Below are 15233 nucleotides of genomic sequence, written 5' to 3' on the forward strand. Positions count from 1 at the left end.
CAAACGGCGACACGCAAGAACGGATAAACTCCAAGCTGTGTGTCCCCGGCGCTCCGCGCGTTCGGGCTTTGAAACGTCCACTGGACGTTTCACCGGCAAGCCGGACCAACCCTCACCCCCACACCGGCGGACGCGCATACGCGCTTACCACCCTCGGATCGGTCGCGGCCCTCTTCAAACGGCGACACTCAAAATCGGATAAACTCCAAGCGGTGTGTCCCCAGCGCTCCGCGCGTTCGGGACTTGAAAGGTCCCCCGGACCTTTCATCGGCTCCGCCGAACCATCCCTCACCCCCACACCGGCGGACGCGCTGCGCGCTTACCACCCTCGGACCGGCCGCGGCCCTGTTCAAACGGCGACACGCAAGAACGGATAAACTCCAAGCGGTGTGTCCCCGGCGCTCCGCGCGTTCGGGACTTGAAAGGTCCCCCGGACCTTTCATCGGCTCCGCCGAACCGTCCCTCACCCCATCAAACCGGCTGCGGCCCTGACAAAATCGCTCCATGAGCATCGCCCCCGGCGCTCCACTTTCGAGATCTGAAAACCCCTGACCCCGTCACTGGCTCCGCCGAACCGCCCCTCACCCCCGCGCCGCAGGAACGCCGAAAAGCACGTCCCGATGCCAGGGGGAATCGGTTCCGCGGGATGTCCCCGAAGTAGCCACATCCATGGGCCGATCCCCCCGGGGCACTGTCGCGGAAAAGGTTAATGATGCCGCGCGCGCGGCGCATTTTGTTAACCAATGCCGCACAATTTCTGGGCGGGCAAAACGCCGCGAGTTCGGGCGAAAACGCGATTGTCTGACAAAATGCCCGACAGTTGCCCGACACATGTCCGACAGGGTGCCGACAGGGGTCAGACGCCCTCAGTCAGCCATGGTCAGGCCTCCGTCATCGCGCGGCAAAGCACCCGATCCGCGGCCCAAGACGCACCGGGCTCCCCTGCGCAAGCAGCGCCTAGCGTTGCAGCGTCTTGAGGTATTCGACCACGGCCACCATGGAGCGGCTGGTCAGGATCGGCGCGCCGGTTTCGCTGTCCAGAGCGCCTGCCTCACCGTCGAAGAGATCGCCGAAAACCGGCATGGGGCCGCCATGGCCGAGCACCGGCATCCGCCCGTCGATCCGGGCCACCACGCGGCTCACCGGAAAGACCCCGTCATTATCCGCGCCCAGCCGCGTCAGGTCCGGCGGCGAGATCGTCAGGACCTGCGTCATCGGGCCATCCCCGACCGCCTCCATCCCGTGGCAGGTGACGCAGTAATCCCGGAAAAGCTGCCGTCCTTCATCCACCGGATCCGCGACGGCCCCGGTCGCCAGCGCCAGCGTCATTCCAGCCAAACCTCCGATAATCCAACGCATTTTCGCCTCCTGCGTATATCCTCGTCCCACGCAGAACCCTAGCCCATGGGGAGAATTCGCACCTTGATGTCGCTCAAGCGGCCTTGCCCCGCCCACGTGCCGGGGCCAAACTCCGCCGGGCAGAGCGGAGGAGATCACCCATGCCCCTACAGGCCACCATCATGCTACTGGCGGGGTTCGGCATCCCGCTTCTCGCGGCCCTGAACGCCCGGCTCGGCGCGCAGATCGGGGCCCCCGCCACCGCCGCTTTCGTACTCTTTCTCGTGGCCCTCGCGGTGGCTGGCACGGCCATGCTGGTCACCGGCGCCAAGGGGGTCGACGCCCTCTCGGCCCAGCCCAAGCACCTCTTCCTCGGGGGCCTCTTCGTGGCTTTCTACGTGCTGTCCGTCACCTATGTTGCGCCAAGCTTCGGGGTCGGCAACGCCATTTTCTTCGTCCTGCTGGGCCAGCTCGCCTCCGCCGCCCTGATCGACCATTTCGGCCTCTTCGGTGCGCGCCAAACCCCCCTAGAACTCACCCGCGCCCTCGGCATCGGCGCCATGATTATCGGCGTTTACCTCACGCAAAAGGCTTGAGTTCACAGGGCCTTCCGTTCCATATTAACCTTAAGGCGTTCGGCGCCGACTGTAGACTAACTTGTTTCCATTGTTGCGGAGCCCACCCATGCGCGCCCTTTTTCTATCGCTCATTCTCATGGTCGCGGCTCTGCCTGCGTCCGCCACGTCATTATCCCTCAACCTGCAGCCCGTCTCGCTTTGCACAGACGATTTCGTCAATGACAGCTGTGGGAAAGTGACCATCGACAAAGACTATCTCAACGAGATTTATGGCCAGATCGACATTCAGGTGACTGTTCTGGACTCCTTTGCCCTGCTCGGGTTCCCGCTGGTGTCGGACTCCAATGGCGATATCAATCCGAACCTTGCATTGGCGACTTTCGGGCTCTTTCTCGAACCCAAGATCGAACCCAACACGGTTTATGTCGCATTCCTCGGCGATCTGACCGGGGACACGGTCGGCCTGGCCTATCTGGATGCGGATGACTTTCCGTTTGCCATCGTCCAAGATACCTACTCCGACCAAATCGGCACCCAGATCACCGCACATGAGGTCGGGCATGTCCTGGGCGGCGAGCACGAGGATGCCGACCTGTCCACGCAGTTGATGTTTCCCCAGTTGAACGTCTCGATCGCGGGACAACCGGGCTACGTTCCCGGGATCTCGGATGCGAATGCCGCCACCATGCGCAGCAGCGCCCTGCTCGCCCCGGTACAGACCATCCCGGTGCCGCCCGCCCTGCCGTTGCTGGCAACGGGTGGGGTCGCTCTCTTCGCGCTGCGGCGCCGTCGCCGGAGCGCCTGATCCCGAAAAAGGGATCGCAAAAGGACTGAGTTTCTACCTGCCAGCGGCCACTCGTCCCAAAGGATGAGCCGCTGGTTTTTCATTGCCAGACTGGTCGAAAAAGCTGCAGCGCAGCATTGCCCGTAGTCTCTTTTGAAAACCAGTGCGCCTTGGGCGAATCACCTACAAAATCTGAGCGGAAGACTCCGCAAAAATGGACAGTGCAGCATGTCTACTATTGCAAAGAGGCGCGCTATCCGAGGCGGCGCTCAAAATTGCCATTGAAATGACTAACAATTATTAACCGTGATCAAGCCCTGTGACGCGCCCGTTGACCCAGAGCCCCGATCATGCAGGCTGAAAGAGCCCGGGTTGGGCAGTTTTATTGGTATCGGAGTACAAAATGATCACCAAATTAACGATTGCGGCAGCCGCGATAACCCTTGCTTATGCAGGGGCAGCATCGGCTGCGACACTAACCGTTACGGAAAGTCAGGGCCAAAACCGCGCGTTGGTGGCAGGCTCTGTTGATCTGGATGATGCCGACGACGCAGGGGGCGGGTTTGACCTGAACGCGCTCAACGGCGGCAACGCATTCATCGGGTCGGATGATCTTCAAATCCACGGTCGGATCGTGTCGTCGGTTGACCGGTTCACCTTCGAGGTCTCCACGGCCTTCAACCTCGATTTCGACTTTGATGGCTATCTGCTGGATGCTGGCGGTTCCGTAAGCGCGGACCTGTCGGGACTGGTGGACCATGACGTGGTGCTTGCAGGGGACGACCCGCAGCTCGTGGCATCGGGCAAGGAAGTGACGATCTCGCTGATCGACTCGATGATGAACACCGTCGCGACCGAGACCTTCCTGACCAATGTCAGCTCGGCCACCACGATGGACGAGAACATCTTCAGCAACATCGCGGCGGGAACCTATATCCTGTCGATCGATGGCACGCAGGGTTCTGCAACGGGCACCGCGGCGCTCTATGACCTGAAGATTTCGGCCATTCCGCTTCCGGCGCCGGCGCTTCTGCTGCTGGGCGGTCTGGGCAGTCTTGTGGCTGCACGGCGCAAGCGCTCCGCCTAAGTCTTCGCACAACCCACGAGACCGAGGGCCTGTCACACAGGGCCTGAGGTCTCGCGGACGTGTGACCCTGCGCGGGCGGACCTGTTCCGCAATTCCGTTCGCCCGCGCAGACAGACGTTCGAGGCCGTCTATCCGTCGATCAGACGTCCGTCGTCCAGTCGCAAGACCCGGTCCATCCGGGCCGCCAGCTCGGGGTTATGCGTGGCAATCAGCGCGCTGAGCCCGGTATCTCGCACCTGTCCCATCATCGCATCGAAGACCGTCTCGGAGGTTGCCGGGTCGAGATTTCCCGTGGGCTCATCCGCCAGCAGCAGATGGGGCTGGTTCGCCAGCGCCCGGCAGAAGGCCACGCGCTGCTGCTCGCCGCCGGACAGGGCCGCAGGACGGTGGTCGAGCCGCTCCGACAGGCCCACGGACCCGAGCAGCGCTTCGGCCCGGGCGCGGGCGGCGGTCATGGCCACGCCATTGGCCAGTTGCGGCAGGACCACGTTTTCCAGCGCCGAGAATTCGGGCAACAGGTGATGAAACTGGTAGATGAACCCGACCGCCTGGCGCCGCAGCGCTGTGCGCGTCCGGTCTCCGAGCCCCGCCACGACCTGCCCGGCGAGGGTGACATGCCCCGCATCCGCCACATCCAGCAGCCCCGCGATATGCAGCAGGGTCGACTTGCCCGAGCCGGAGGGCGCGACGAGCGCCACGACCTCCCCCGGGGCGAGACTCAGGGAGACACCGCGCAGCACGGCGATCTCGCCGGGGGTGCCTGCGTTATAGGTCTTCTGAAGGCCGTCCAGCACCAGCACCGGGTCACTCATAGCGCAGCGCCTCGACCGGGTTCATCCGTGCCGCTCGGCGCGCCGGAAAGATGGTGACCAGAAAGGAAAGACCGAGCGATAGGAGCACCGCCGAGAGGACATCGCCGAATTCCAGCTTGGCCGGGACCTGATAGATGCCCCGGATGCTTGGGTCCCAGACCCCGCCGCCCCCGGCCCAGTTCACGAAGGAGAAGATCTGGTCGATATAGATCGCGAAGAGACAGCCGAGGATCACGCCGCAGAGCGTCCCGATCACCCCGGTGGCTGCGCCGCAGATGAAGAAAACCCGCAGGACCGCGCCCTCGCTCAGCCCCATGGTCCGCAGGATGCCGATATCGCGGCCCTTGTTCTTCACCAGCATCACGAGACCGCTGATGATGTTCATGGCCGCGATCAGGACGAGGATGGACATGATGACGAACATGACGTTGTCCTCGATCTCCAGCGCGCGGAGGAAGCTGCCCGACGCATCGCGCCAGGACCACAAGAGCGCGCCGTCCCCCGCCGCGGCGCGGAGCGGGTCGGACCAGTCCTGCACGCGTTCCGGCGACGCGACCATGACCTCGATCTCATCGGCCCCGCCCTCGCGGTTGAAGAAGGACTGCGCCTCGGCGAAGGGCATGTAGACCCGGGTGCGATCGATGTCGAACCGCCCGAGCGAGAAGACATGGACCACCTCATAGGCCTTGACCCGGGGGCTGGTGCCGAAAGGGGTCTTGACCCCGTCGGGAGAGATCAGGCGGATGCTGTCCCCGACCCCCGCCCCCAGCTCGCGCGCCACGCCGGAGCCGATGGCGATCCCACTGGCAAAGCGAGAGAGGTCTCCGCGCCCGGTCCCATCGGCGGCAATCCCGGGCAGCGAGCGGAGGTCGGCCTCGGCCAGACCGTAGACCTCAACCCCAGAGGTGCGTCCGTTATGGGTCGTGATGACCTGCCCCCGGATCAGCGGAGCCGCCCGTGTGACCCCGGGAACGGCCGCGATGGCCGCGGTCTGGGCGGCGTAATCCGGCATCAGGCGGTTGGTGCTGCCGGTCTCGGCATCATAGACCGCGCTATAGACGGTGATATGGGCGTTGGCCCCGAGGATGGTGTCCACGAACTCGGCGCGAAAGCCGCTGCGCACGGCGAGGGTCGCAATCAGGGCAAAGACCGCGAGGGTGATGCCGACAAGGCTGATCCAGGTCATCACGCTGACCCCGCCTTCGGCACGGCGCGCGCGCAGGTAGCGCCACGCGATCAACCATTCGTATCGGGCAAAGGGCGGTGGCGAACTGGCCAAGGCAGGCTCCTATATGGATAGCTTGGTCTTATCGCGCCGCGCGCCAAGGTCAATCGCCAAGCGTGCGGGGGTGGCCGAGGGCCGCCCAAGGTCGGGGCCAGCGGACCCTCTCAGAGCGCCCGGTGGCCGCGATGCCAGCATCGCGGCGGACGCGCTCCGTTTTGGCCGAGATCCGGGTTGGCGCGCGGAGTGCCCCCTGCGCGGGTCCCGCGCGGGCGCATGCGCCCGCGCCCCCGGTTTCCTTGACGAAGAGGTCAGTCTTCGTCCAGCACGCCCCAGATGACCGCGCCGATCACCGCACCGGCCAGTGGCGCCACCCAGAAGAGCCAGAGCTGGCTGAGCGCCCCCGTTTCCGCAAAGAGCGCCATCGCCGTTGAGCGCGCCGGGTTCACGGAGGTGTTGGTCACCGGGATGGAGATCAGGTGGATCAGGGTCAAGCACAGGCCAATCGCGATTGGCGCGAAGCCTTCGGGCACCAGATGCGAGGTCGCCCCGAGGATCACGATCACGAAGACCGCCGTCAGCACGACCTCAATCGTGATGGAGGCCATCATACCGTAGCCCGCGGGCGAGAGGTCGCCAAAGCCATTGGACGCAAACCCGCCGGCGCCTGCGAATTCCGACTGCCCGGAGAAGATGATGAACAACGTGGCCGCAGCGGCAGAGCCCCCGACCACCTGCGCCACCCAGTAGGGCGCGATATCCTTGAATTCGAACCGGCCGGCCACGGCTAGCCCGAGCGTGACGGCCGGGTTGAAATGCCCGCCGGAGATCCCGCCGACCGCATAGGCCATGGTCAGCACGCTCAAGCCGAAGGCGAGGCTGACCCCGAGCCATCCGATCCCCACATCCGCGACCCCAGCCGCCAGAAGCGCACTGCCGCAGCCCCCGAAGACAAGCCAATACGTGCCGATAAACTCGGCCAGCCAACGTTTGAACATGCGATCCCCCTCGCTCTGGTTCCAGCGCCTCACAGGCGTGTGAACAGCCTAGACGAGTCCATCGACCGGGGGGAAAGTGCCTATGTCACATGACACAGAATATGGGGCGGATTACGGCGTCGCCAGCCAGTCCATCACCCGGCCTGCATCCGCATCGGGCGGAAAGACCGGGTAGAACACCTCTGCAATCACGCCATCGCGCAGGATCAGCGTCATGCGCTTGTGATGCGGCCCGGCGGAGGTCTCGAACAGCGGCAGCTTGAGCGCATGGGCCAGCGCAAGATCCGCATCGGACAACAGCGCAAAGGGCAGATGCAGCCGCTCGGCTGCGGCGACCTGATCATCGGGGCTCTGGGTCGAGATGCCGTAGACATGATCCGCCCCCGCCGCCTGCAACTCGGCGAACCGGTCGCGATAGGCGCAGCTTTGCGGGGTGCATCCGCGGGCACCGGGGATCTCGTTCCAACCCTCGGGCAGTGCCACGCCCGGCGTTCCGGTCATCGGATAGAGATAGAGCACGCTCACCCCGCGCAGCCCATCCAGCGCCACATCCGTCCCATCCGTCGCCCGGAGGCGCAGGGCCGGCATCGCGCGCCCGGTCAGATGGGATGCCGCGCCATCATCCTCGGGCGTGGGCAGTTCCGACCAGTCGATCTCGAACCCGTGTTCCGCCATGACCGCGCCCCTCAGAGGGCGGCGTAGCGCGCAACAACCTTGGCCACGGCGGCCTCCGGCGTGAGCTCCTCGCTCTCGCCCGTTTTGCGACTGGTCAGTTCGACGACACCGTTCTTGAGCCCCCGCGGCCCCACGGTGATCCGCCAGGGCAGGCCGATCAGGTCCATGGTGGCGAACTTGCCGCCCGCACGTTCCTTGCGGTCATCATAGAGCGGCTCGAGCCCGGCCGCGGTCAGCGCCCCATAGAGCGCATCGCAGGCCGCATCCGCCGCTTCGTCGCCTTGCTTGAGGTTCACGATCCCGCAATGGAACGGGGTCACGCCCTCGGGCCAGATGATGCCCTTGTCGTCATGGCTGGCCTCGATGATCGCCCCCAAGAGGCGGCTGACCCCGATCCCGTGGCTGCCCATATGGACCGGCACCTGGTTCTGCTCCGCATCGATGACGGTCGCGCCCATGGCCTCGGAATACTTGGTGCCGAAATAAAAGATCTGACCGACCTCGATGCCACGCGCAGACCGGCGGCGCGCTTCGGGGACCTCCGCGAAGACCGCTTCGTCATGGGTCTCGTCCGTACGGGCATAGCGGGAGGTGAACTCCTCCAGCACCGATTGGCACTGGGCGACATCATCATAATCGATCTCGCGGTCCCCGAATTTCAGGTCCGTGATCTCGCTGTCATAAAAAACCTCGCTCTCGCCGGTCTCGGCCAGCACGAGGAATTCATGGGTATAGTCGCCGCCAATCGGGCCGCCATCGGCGCGCATGGGGATCGCCTGCAGGCCCATCCGCTCATAACTGCGCAGGTAGCTGACCAGATGCCGGTTATAAGCGTGCAGCGCGTCGTCCTTGGTCAGGTCGAAATTGTAGCCGTCCTTCATCAGGAATTCGCGCCCGCGCATCACGCCGAAGCGCGGCCGCACCTCGTCGCGGAACTTCCACTGAATGTGATAGAGCGTCAGGGGCAGATCCTTGTAGCTCGCAACATTCGAGCGGAAGATATCCGTGATCAGCTCCTCGTTGGTCGGGCCATAGAGCATATCCCGGCCATGACGGTCGGTGATCCGCAGCATCTCCTGCCCGTAATCGTCATAGCGCCCGCTTTCGCGCCACAGATCCGCGGATTGCAGGGTCGGCATGAGCATGGGGATATGGCCCGCGCGCTGCTGCTCCTCATGGACGATCTGCTCGATCCGGCGCAGCACCTTGAAGCCCAGCGGCAGCCAGGAATAGATCCCCGCGCTGGCCTGCTTGATCATGCCTGCGCGCAGCATCAGCCGGTGGCTGACAATCTGCGCTTCGGCAGGGGTTTCCTTCAGAACGGGCAGGAAGTAGCGGGACAGGCGCATGGAGCGAGCCTCTGGCAATAGGGAACGGTTCCGCTCGGTCTAGGCCATCCCCGGAACCGCTTCAAGGCGCTGCGGGCCTTGGGGGCCCGGGTCCGGCGACGGGTCCCCCCTGTCTTTGCGGGTCGCCCCCGTGGCCGACCGGGTGCCATGGCCCTCGCGGACCCCGCGAGGGCGCGACGCGCGACAAGGCCGGGGGTGCGCCCCGGAACATGTGCCGGACCCGTGAAACGCTCAGAACGACGCGCGTCGGCCCGCGCAGCGCGCGGGCCATGCCCCCCCGTCCGCCCAACCGCCCGCGCCAAATCGGTCCCATGCGCGCTTTGCCGGTCCTGCCTTGCAATCTGCGCCGCCCTGCCCTTGCCAGCCGGGTGGGATTTGGCCATGAAGCTAGGAACAGCTATTCTGCACAGGCTCCCCTTCGGAGGCATCCCATGGCTCTGCCAGCTCGCCAACAATTGATCTATTGGAGCATCGCCGCGGCGGTCTTCCTTGCCCTGCTCTGGCTGCTGGGCAATGTCATCCTGCCCTTCGTCGTGGGCGGCGCGATCGCCTATTTCCTCGACCCGGTGGCCGACCGGCTCGAAGAGATGGGTCTGAGCCGCACGATCTCGACGGCGATCATCGCCCTGGTCGCTGTGGTCGTCTTTGTGATCGCGGCCCTTCTGGTGATCCCGACCCTGATTTCCCAGACCATAGCGCTTGGCGATGCCATCCCCGAGATCCTGTCTCAGCTCCAGACCTTCCTGTCCGACCGCTTCCCGTCGATGAACGACCCGGACTCCACCGTCCGCCAGTCGCTCGCGACCCTGGGTGAGATCATCAAGTCCCGCTCCGGCGAGCTGGTGGAGAAGGTCTTCGCCTCTGCCCTCGGGGTGATCAATGCGGTGATCTTCATCGTGGTCTGCCCGGTCGTGGCGTTCTACCTGCTGCTCGACTGGGACCATATGGTCGCGCGGATTGACGGGTTGCTGCCCCGCGATCACCAGGCGACCATCCGCGAGCTGGCCAGCCAGGTCGATGCGGTGATGGCCGGCTTCGTGCGCGGGCAGCTGACGGTCTGCCTGATCCTGGGGACGTTCTATTCCGTGGCGCTCATGCTGGTGGGCCTGCAATTCGGCCTCGTAGTCGGGGCGGTCGCAGGCCTGTTGACCTTTATCCCCTATGTGGGCTCGCTGGTCGGAGGCGCGCTGTCCATCGGACTCGCGATGTTCCAGTTCTGGGGCGATCCGGGCTGGATCGTGGCCGTTGGGCTGATCTTCATCATGGGGCAGATGATCGAAGGCAATTACCTCACGCCCAAGCTGGTGGGCGGCTCTGTCGGGCTGCACCCGGTCTGGCTGCTCTTTGCGCTCTCGGCCTTCGGAACCGCCTTTGGCTTTGTCGGGATGCTGGTCGCCGTGCCGGTCTCGGCCATGATCGGTGTGCTCGTGCGCTTTGCCATCGGGCAGTACCAGGGGGGCCTGCTCTATCGCGGGATCGTGGGGAGCCCGACCAAGGATGACGAGTCCGCATGAGCGCGCCGCAGCAGCTCACCTTTCCCCTGCCGCAAATGCCGGCACTGGGGCGCGCGGATTTCATCGAAGCGCCCTGCAATGCCGACGCGCTGGCGCGGATTGACGCCTGGCCCGCCTGGCCCGTTCCGCGACTTGTGATCAGCGGGCCCGAAGCCTCGGGCAAGTCGCACCTGGCTCAGATCTGGGCCGCCCGCAGCCGCGGCGCCATCATCGCCGGGCGCGACCTGACGCTGGCCGGGCTCGTGGACCTGCCGCCCCATGTGGTGGTCGAGGATGCCGACAAGATGTTCGGCGCGGGCGAGGCGCAGGAGACGCTGTTTCACCTGCATAACCGCATCACCTCCGAGGGGGGCGGATTGCTGGTCACCGGCGAGACACCGCCCGCCCGCTGGGCCATCGCCCTGCCCGATCTGGCGAGCCGCCTGCAGGCCATGCCCCTGGCCCAGCTGGCCCCGCCCGATGACCTGCTTCTGGGGCGGGTACTTGCGAAGCTCTTCGAGGACCGGCAGATCCTGCCCCCGCCGCCGCTTATCCCGTTCCTGCTGCGCCGGATGGAGCGGTCCTTCGGCGCCGCCCGCGCGCTGGTGGCCGAGCTCGACCACCGCGCCCTGAGCGAGGGCCGCGCCATCAACACGACACTCGCGACCGAAATCCTCGGCTCTCTCGACCCGGCAGAAGGTTAGGGTCATCCTCCCGTTACACGCCAAGGCGACACCGTTCCCATGACATACGCGAATTTCCTGACCGACCCCTTCCCGCCCGCGATTTCCCTGCCCGAGGAGGAGCGCACCGGTCCGGGCCGCTTCTTCAACCGCGAACTGAGCTGGCTGGCCTTCAATTTCCGCGTGCTCGAAGAGGCCGCGAACCCGCGTGTCCCTCTGCTGGAACGGGTGCGCTTCCTGTCGATCTCGGCGACCAATCTCGACGAGTTCTATTCGGTGCGCGTGGCGGGCCTGCGCGAGCTCGCCCGCGAGGGCAACACGACGCCTGCCGCCGATGGCCGCTCGCCCGAAGAGCAGCTGGTGCTGATCAACGCCGATGCGCGGCGCCTGATGGAACGGCAACAGGGCACGCTCGAGGGGTTGCTGGCGGAGCTGGCCGAGGAAAAGATCGCCGTGCTCAATCGCGGGCAACTCACCAAGGAGGACCTCGCCCGGATCGATGCGGTCTTCATGTCCAATGTCTTTCCGGTGCTCTCGCCCCTCGCCATCGACCCCGCGCATCCCTTTCCCTTCATACCCAATGAAGGCTTCTCGCTGGCCCTGCAGCTCGAGCGCACCCGCGACAAGCGCGAGCTCAAGGCGCTCTTGCCGATCCCGACCCAGATCGACCGCTTTGTCGCCCTGCCGGAGGTGGACGGCACCCAGCGCTTCCTGCCGCTCGAGGACCTGCTCTTGCAGAAGATCCCCGACCTGTTCCCGGGCTACCGGATCAAGGGGCATTGCGCCTTCCGCGTCCTGCGCGACAGCGATCTGGAGGTCGAGGATGAGGCCGAAGACCTCGTCCGCGAGTTCGAGGTCGCCCTGAAGCGGCGCCGCCGCGGCGAGGTTGTGCGGCTGAAACTGTCGGCCAGCGCGCCCAAAGCCCTGCGCGCCGTGATCGTCGAGGAATTGCGTGTCAGCGATGCCGAGATCATCGAGATTGACGGGCTGATCGGCCTGTCGGACCTCAAGGAGCTGGTGCTGGACAGCCGCCGCGACCTGCAATGGCCGTCCTTCACGCCGCGCGTGCCCGAACGGGTTCAGGATTTCGACGGCGACATGTTCGCCGCGATCCAGCAAAAGGACATGCTGCTACACCACCCCTACGAGACCTTCGACATGGTGATCCGCTTTCTTGCCCAAGCGGCCCGGGATCCCAATGTGGTCGCGATCAAGCAGACCCTCTACCGGACCTCGAACGAGAGCCCGATCGTCGACGCGCTCTGCGAGGCGGCGGAGAACGGCAAATCCGTCACCGCATTGGTGGAACTCAAGGCGCGCTTTGACGAGGCCGCCAATATCCGCCAGTCGCGCAAGCTCGAACGCTCGGGCGCGCATGTGGTCTACGGGTTCATCAACTACAAGACCCACGCCAAGATCAGCAGCGTCGTGCGCCGCGAGGGCGACAAGCTGGTCACCTACACCCATTACGGCACCGGGAATTACCACCCGATCACCGCGCGGATCTATACCGATCTCAGCCTCTTTACCTGCGATGCAGCACTGGGGCGCGATGCCACGAAGGTGTTCAATTACATCGGCGGCTACGCAGAGCCCGCGATGCTGGAAAACCTCTCGATTTCACCGATCACCATGAAGTCGACGCTGATCGAGATGATCGACGCCGAGGCGAAACATGCCGAAGCCGGACGCCCGGCCGAGATCTGGGCCAAGATGAATTCAGTGATCGAACCGGATGTGATCGACGCGCTCTATGATGCCTCCAATCGCGGGGTGAAGATCAATCTCGTTGTTCGCGGGATCTGTGGCGTGCGCCCGGGCATCAAGGGGCTGTCCGAGAACATCCGGGTGAAATCCGTGGTCGGCCGCTTTCTGGAACATTCGCGGATCGTCTGTTTCGGCAATGGCCATGGATTGCCCGCCAAGAAGAGCCGGGTCTTCATGTCCTCGGCGGACTGGATGGGGCGCAACCTGAACCGCCGGGTCGAAACTCTGGTCGAGATCAAGAACGCGACGGTGAAAGCCCAGATCGTCAGCCAGATCATGGCCGCGAATCTCGCCGACACCGCCCAGAGCTGGGTGCTCTGCCCCGACGGATCCTTCCAGCGCGAGACCGAGCGGGCCGATGGTCCGATGTTCAATTGCCACCGTTTTTTCATGGAAAATCCCTCGCTTTCCGGGCGCGGATCGGCGGGCGCATCCGACGTGCCCGAATTGACCCACTCCCGGGACTAAACGCCGGATATTTGTGCGAAAAAGGAATTGACGGTGCTGGGTCTGTTTGCCTAGGGTCAGCAAGCGACCGTGGGGGTAGCGAACGGGGCACCGGTGCAAGACGAAGATTGGGGTCCGTTCGGCCGTCCGCTTTTTCAAGATCCAACCGCGCAGGCCTTGGGCCGCGTAGGGGTGATTGATGTTGGATCCAACTCGGTCAGGATGGTGGTATTTGATGGGGCGGCGCGCTCGCCGGCCTATTTTTACAATGAAAAGGTGATGGCGGGCCTCGGGGCCGGCCTGAGCCAGACCGGGCGGCTCAACCCAGAGGGCCGCATCCGGGCCATGGATGCGATGAAGCGCTTTGTGCTGCTTGCCAAATCCATGAACGTGACCCCGCTGGTGGCTGTCGCAACAGCTGCAATGCGGGAGGCGGAGGACGGTCCTGCGTTTCGGGAGGAGTTGACGCAGGAGACCGGCCTCCGCCTCTGGGTTATCGATGGCACCGAAGAGGCACGGCTCAGCGCCCAAGGCGTCCTTTTGGGCTGGCCCGGCGCGACCGGGCTCATGTGCGATATCGGGGGCTCATCGCTGGAGCTGGCCGAGGTGGCCGAGGGGCGGGTCGGACGGCGCGAGACCTCGGCACTGGGGCCGCTGAAGCTGCGCGATGTGCGCGGCGGCAAGAAGGGCCTCAAGGCGCATATCAAATCCGAGCTCTCCACCCTGCGCGGCAAGATCGACGGCAGCTATGACCGGTTGTTCCTCGTGGGCGGCTCGTGGCGGGCAATTGCGCGGCTCGACATGGTGCGGCGGAACTACCCGCTCGCCGTGCTCCATGAGTACCGGATGAGCCCGCGCTCGGTCTCGGATACACTGACGTGGATGAAATCCCACAGCCTGCAGGAGCTGCGCGCAATGTCCGGCATCGGCGAGGCCCGTATCACCCTCTTGCCCGAGGCAAGCCAGGTGCTCAGCCCGCTGATCCGGACCTTCCGCCCCCGGGAGATCGCGATTTCCGCCTATGGGATCCGCGAAGGCCTGCTCTATGAGCAGATGCCCCAGAAGCTGCGCAACCGCGACCCGCTGATCGAGGCCTGCCGCTATGCTGAGGCGCAGTCGGCGCGCATCCCGGGCTTTGGCCGGTCGCTCTACGAGTTTCTGAAACCGCTCTTTTCCAGCGAACGCGAGAAGACGCGACGCCTGGCCAAGGCGGCCTGCCTGCTCCACGATATCAGCTGGCGGGCCCATCCGGATTACCGGGCCGAGGTCTGTTTCGACACGGCAACCCGTGCCAATCTGGCCGGGCTCGACCATGCGGAGCGGATCTTCCTCGGGCTGGCCTTGCTGCACCGCTACAAGAACAGCCGCGCGGGCACCCGGTTCGAAGCCTTCTACGAGCTTCTGCCCGAGCGCGACCAGAAAAAGGCCGAGGTTCTGGGCAAGGCCATGCGGTTCGGCGCGATGCTGGCGGCGCAGGACGCGACCAAGATGGGACGGCTGAAGCTCTATCCGAAAAAGAAAATCCTCGAGCTGCGTATGCCGGTCGAGACTCGCGACCTCTTTGGCGAGGTGGCCGAGGCGCGGTTCAAGTCCCTTGCGGCCTCGCTGGATGCGGAACCGCGCGTTCTGATCTGATCAAAGCTCGACCGGCGCATCCATCTCGGTCGTGCCCTCGGGGCGCGGTGCGGGCGGCAGCGTTTCGGGATCGGGCTTGCGCCGGATGAGGATATCGCCATTAGGCAGGATCTCGGGCGCCTCATAGCGGCTCAGCCCTTCGAACTGCTCCCCCAGATCCTTGAGCAGCGGCGACAGCTCGCTTTCCAGGTTCTCGAAAAACTCCCGTGCGCCATCGGCAAAGAGATCGAAGCTCTCGTCCAGCTCGGGAAGCGGCGGGGTCTCTTGCGCTGGTGCGGTCATTGGCGCAGCGCAGAGCGCCAGAAGGAGGGCCGTGGTCCGGATCATCTCGCGTCTCCTCATGTGATGCGGACAGTATAGAGCGC

Annotated in this window: 14 protein-coding genes; 7 read left to right on the forward strand and 7 right to left on the reverse strand. The window is 64.9% G+C overall.

Features of this window, described 5'->3' with window-relative positions:
- Positions 1-957: 957 nt before the first annotated feature.
- Entirely contained in the window at positions 958-1359 is a 402-nt protein-coding gene (locus ACP15I_RS13020; protein WP_424964958.1) for a c-type cytochrome, read from the reverse strand.
- A gap of 140 nt (positions 1360-1499) precedes the next feature.
- On the opposite strand from ACP15I_RS13020, the gene ACP15I_RS13025 reads away from it, so the two are divergent.
- The 3 genes from ACP15I_RS13025 to ACP15I_RS13035 all read left to right on the forward strand — a co-directional run bounded on the left by ACP15I_RS13025 (position 1500) and on the right by ACP15I_RS13035 (position 3787).
- Entirely contained in the window at positions 1500-1934 is a 435-nt protein-coding gene (locus ACP15I_RS13025) for a DMT family transporter (protein WP_424975433.1), read from the forward strand.
- A gap of 88 nt (positions 1935-2022) precedes the next feature.
- Positions 2023-2721, forward strand: coding sequence for a hypothetical protein (locus ACP15I_RS13030; RefSeq protein ID WP_424975434.1), 699 nt, complete (start codon positions 2023-2025; stop codon positions 2719-2721).
- Between the two features lie 493 nt (positions 2722-3214).
- Positions 3215-3787, forward strand: coding sequence for a VPLPA-CTERM sorting domain-containing protein (locus tag ACP15I_RS13035; RefSeq protein ID WP_424975435.1), 573 nt, complete (start codon positions 3215-3217; stop codon positions 3785-3787).
- 128 nt (positions 3788-3915) lie between these two features.
- Here the strand turns inward: ACP15I_RS13035 and ACP15I_RS13040 are convergent, their stop codons facing one another.
- The 5 genes from ACP15I_RS13040 to proS form a co-directional block, all read right to left on the reverse strand.
- Positions 3916-4599 (reverse strand): ABC transporter ATP-binding protein, encoded by a 684-nt coding sequence (locus tag ACP15I_RS13040; RefSeq protein ID WP_424975436.1) that lies wholly within the window; start codon positions 4597-4599, stop codon positions 3916-3918.
- A complete protein-coding gene (locus ACP15I_RS13045) occupies positions 4592-5878 on the reverse strand; it encodes a lipoprotein-releasing ABC transporter permease subunit (protein WP_424975437.1) in 1287 nt (428 codons plus the stop codon). Before ACP15I_RS13045 ends, ACP15I_RS13040 begins: the two co-directional genes overlap by 8 nt.
- 254 nt (positions 5879-6132) lie before the next feature.
- On the reverse strand, positions 6133-6819 hold the full coding sequence (gene aqpZ, locus ACP15I_RS13050) for an aquaporin Z (protein ID WP_424975438.1): 687 nt from the start codon (positions 6817-6819) through the stop codon (positions 6133-6135).
- A 111-nt stretch (positions 6820-6930) separates the two neighbouring features.
- Complete coding sequence (locus ACP15I_RS13055) at positions 6931-7494, reverse strand: peroxiredoxin (RefSeq protein WP_424975439.1); 564 nt, start codon at positions 7492-7494, stop codon at positions 6931-6933.
- Between the two features lie 11 nt (positions 7495-7505).
- Complete coding sequence (gene proS, locus ACP15I_RS13060; RefSeq protein ID WP_424975440.1) at positions 7506-8843, reverse strand: proline--tRNA ligase; 1338 nt, start codon at positions 8841-8843, stop codon at positions 7506-7508.
- A 431-nt stretch (positions 8844-9274) separates the two neighbouring features.
- Between proS and ACP15I_RS13065 the strand changes: the two genes are divergently transcribed.
- The 4 genes from ACP15I_RS13065 to ACP15I_RS13080 all read left to right on the forward strand — a co-directional run bounded on the left by ACP15I_RS13065 (position 9275) and on the right by ACP15I_RS13080 (position 14868).
- Positions 9275-10357, forward strand: a complete 1083-nt coding sequence (locus ACP15I_RS13065) for an AI-2E family transporter (RefSeq protein WP_424975441.1) — start codon at positions 9275-9277, stop codon at positions 10355-10357.
- A complete protein-coding gene (locus ACP15I_RS13070; protein ID WP_424975442.1) occupies positions 10354-11040 on the forward strand; it encodes a chromosomal replication initiator DnaA in 687 nt (228 codons plus the stop codon). The genes ACP15I_RS13065 and ACP15I_RS13070 overlap by 4 nt, the downstream gene beginning before the upstream one ends.
- Positions 11041-11079: 39 nt before the next feature.
- Complete coding sequence (locus ACP15I_RS13075; protein WP_424975443.1) at positions 11080-13254, forward strand: RNA degradosome polyphosphate kinase; 2175 nt, start codon at positions 11080-11082, stop codon at positions 13252-13254.
- Between the two features lie 93 nt (positions 13255-13347).
- Positions 13348-14868, forward strand: coding sequence for a Ppx/GppA family phosphatase (locus ACP15I_RS13080; RefSeq protein WP_424964970.1), 1521 nt, complete (start codon positions 13348-13350; stop codon positions 14866-14868).
- Here the strand turns inward: ACP15I_RS13080 and ACP15I_RS13085 are convergent, their stop codons facing one another.
- Positions 14869-15195 (reverse strand): AAA+ family ATPase, encoded by a 327-nt coding sequence (locus ACP15I_RS13085; RefSeq protein WP_424964971.1) that lies wholly within the window; start codon positions 15193-15195, stop codon positions 14869-14871. It abuts the gene before it with no gap.
- Positions 15196-15233: the final 38 nt, after the last annotated feature.

Source organism: Dinoroseobacter sp. S124A, assembly GCF_049801015.1.
GTDB lineage: Bacteria > Pseudomonadota > Alphaproteobacteria > Rhodobacterales > Rhodobacteraceae > Dinoroseobacter.

Coding starts and splice junctions, on each gene's coding strand:
- ACP15I_RS13020 (WP_424964958.1), bottom strand. CDS start 1,359: ATGCGTTGGATTATCGGAGGTTTGGCTGGAATGACGCTGGCGCTGGCG.
- ACP15I_RS13025 (WP_424975433.1), top strand. CDS start 1,500: ATGCCCCTACAGGCCACCATCATGCTACTGGCGGGGTTCGGCATCCCG.
- ACP15I_RS13030 (WP_424975434.1), top strand. CDS start 2,023: ATGCGCGCCCTTTTTCTATCGCTCATTCTCATGGTCGCGGCTCTGCCT.
- ACP15I_RS13040 (WP_424975436.1), bottom strand. CDS start 4,599: ATGAGTGACCCGGTGCTGGTGCTGGACGGCCTTCAGAAGACCTATAAC.
- aqpZ (WP_424975438.1), bottom strand. CDS start 6,819: ATGTTCAAACGTTGGCTGGCCGAGTTTATCGGCACGTATTGGCTTGTC.
- ACP15I_RS13055 (WP_424975439.1), bottom strand. CDS start 7,494: ATGGCGGAACACGGGTTCGAGATCGACTGGTCGGAACTGCCCACGCCC.
- proS (WP_424975440.1), bottom strand. CDS start 8,843: ATGCGCCTGTCCCGCTACTTCCTGCCCGTTCTGAAGGAAACCCCTGCC.
- ACP15I_RS13065 (WP_424975441.1), top strand. CDS start 9,275: ATGGCTCTGCCAGCTCGCCAACAATTGATCTATTGGAGCATCGCCGCG.
- ACP15I_RS13070 (WP_424975442.1), top strand. CDS start 10,354: ATGAGCGCGCCGCAGCAGCTCACCTTTCCCCTGCCGCAAATGCCGGCA.
- ACP15I_RS13075 (WP_424975443.1), top strand. CDS start 11,080: ATGACATACGCGAATTTCCTGACCGACCCCTTCCCGCCCGCGATTTCC.
- ACP15I_RS13085 (WP_424964971.1), bottom strand. CDS start 15,195: ATGATCCGGACCACGGCCCTCCTTCTGGCGCTCTGCGCTGCGCCAATG.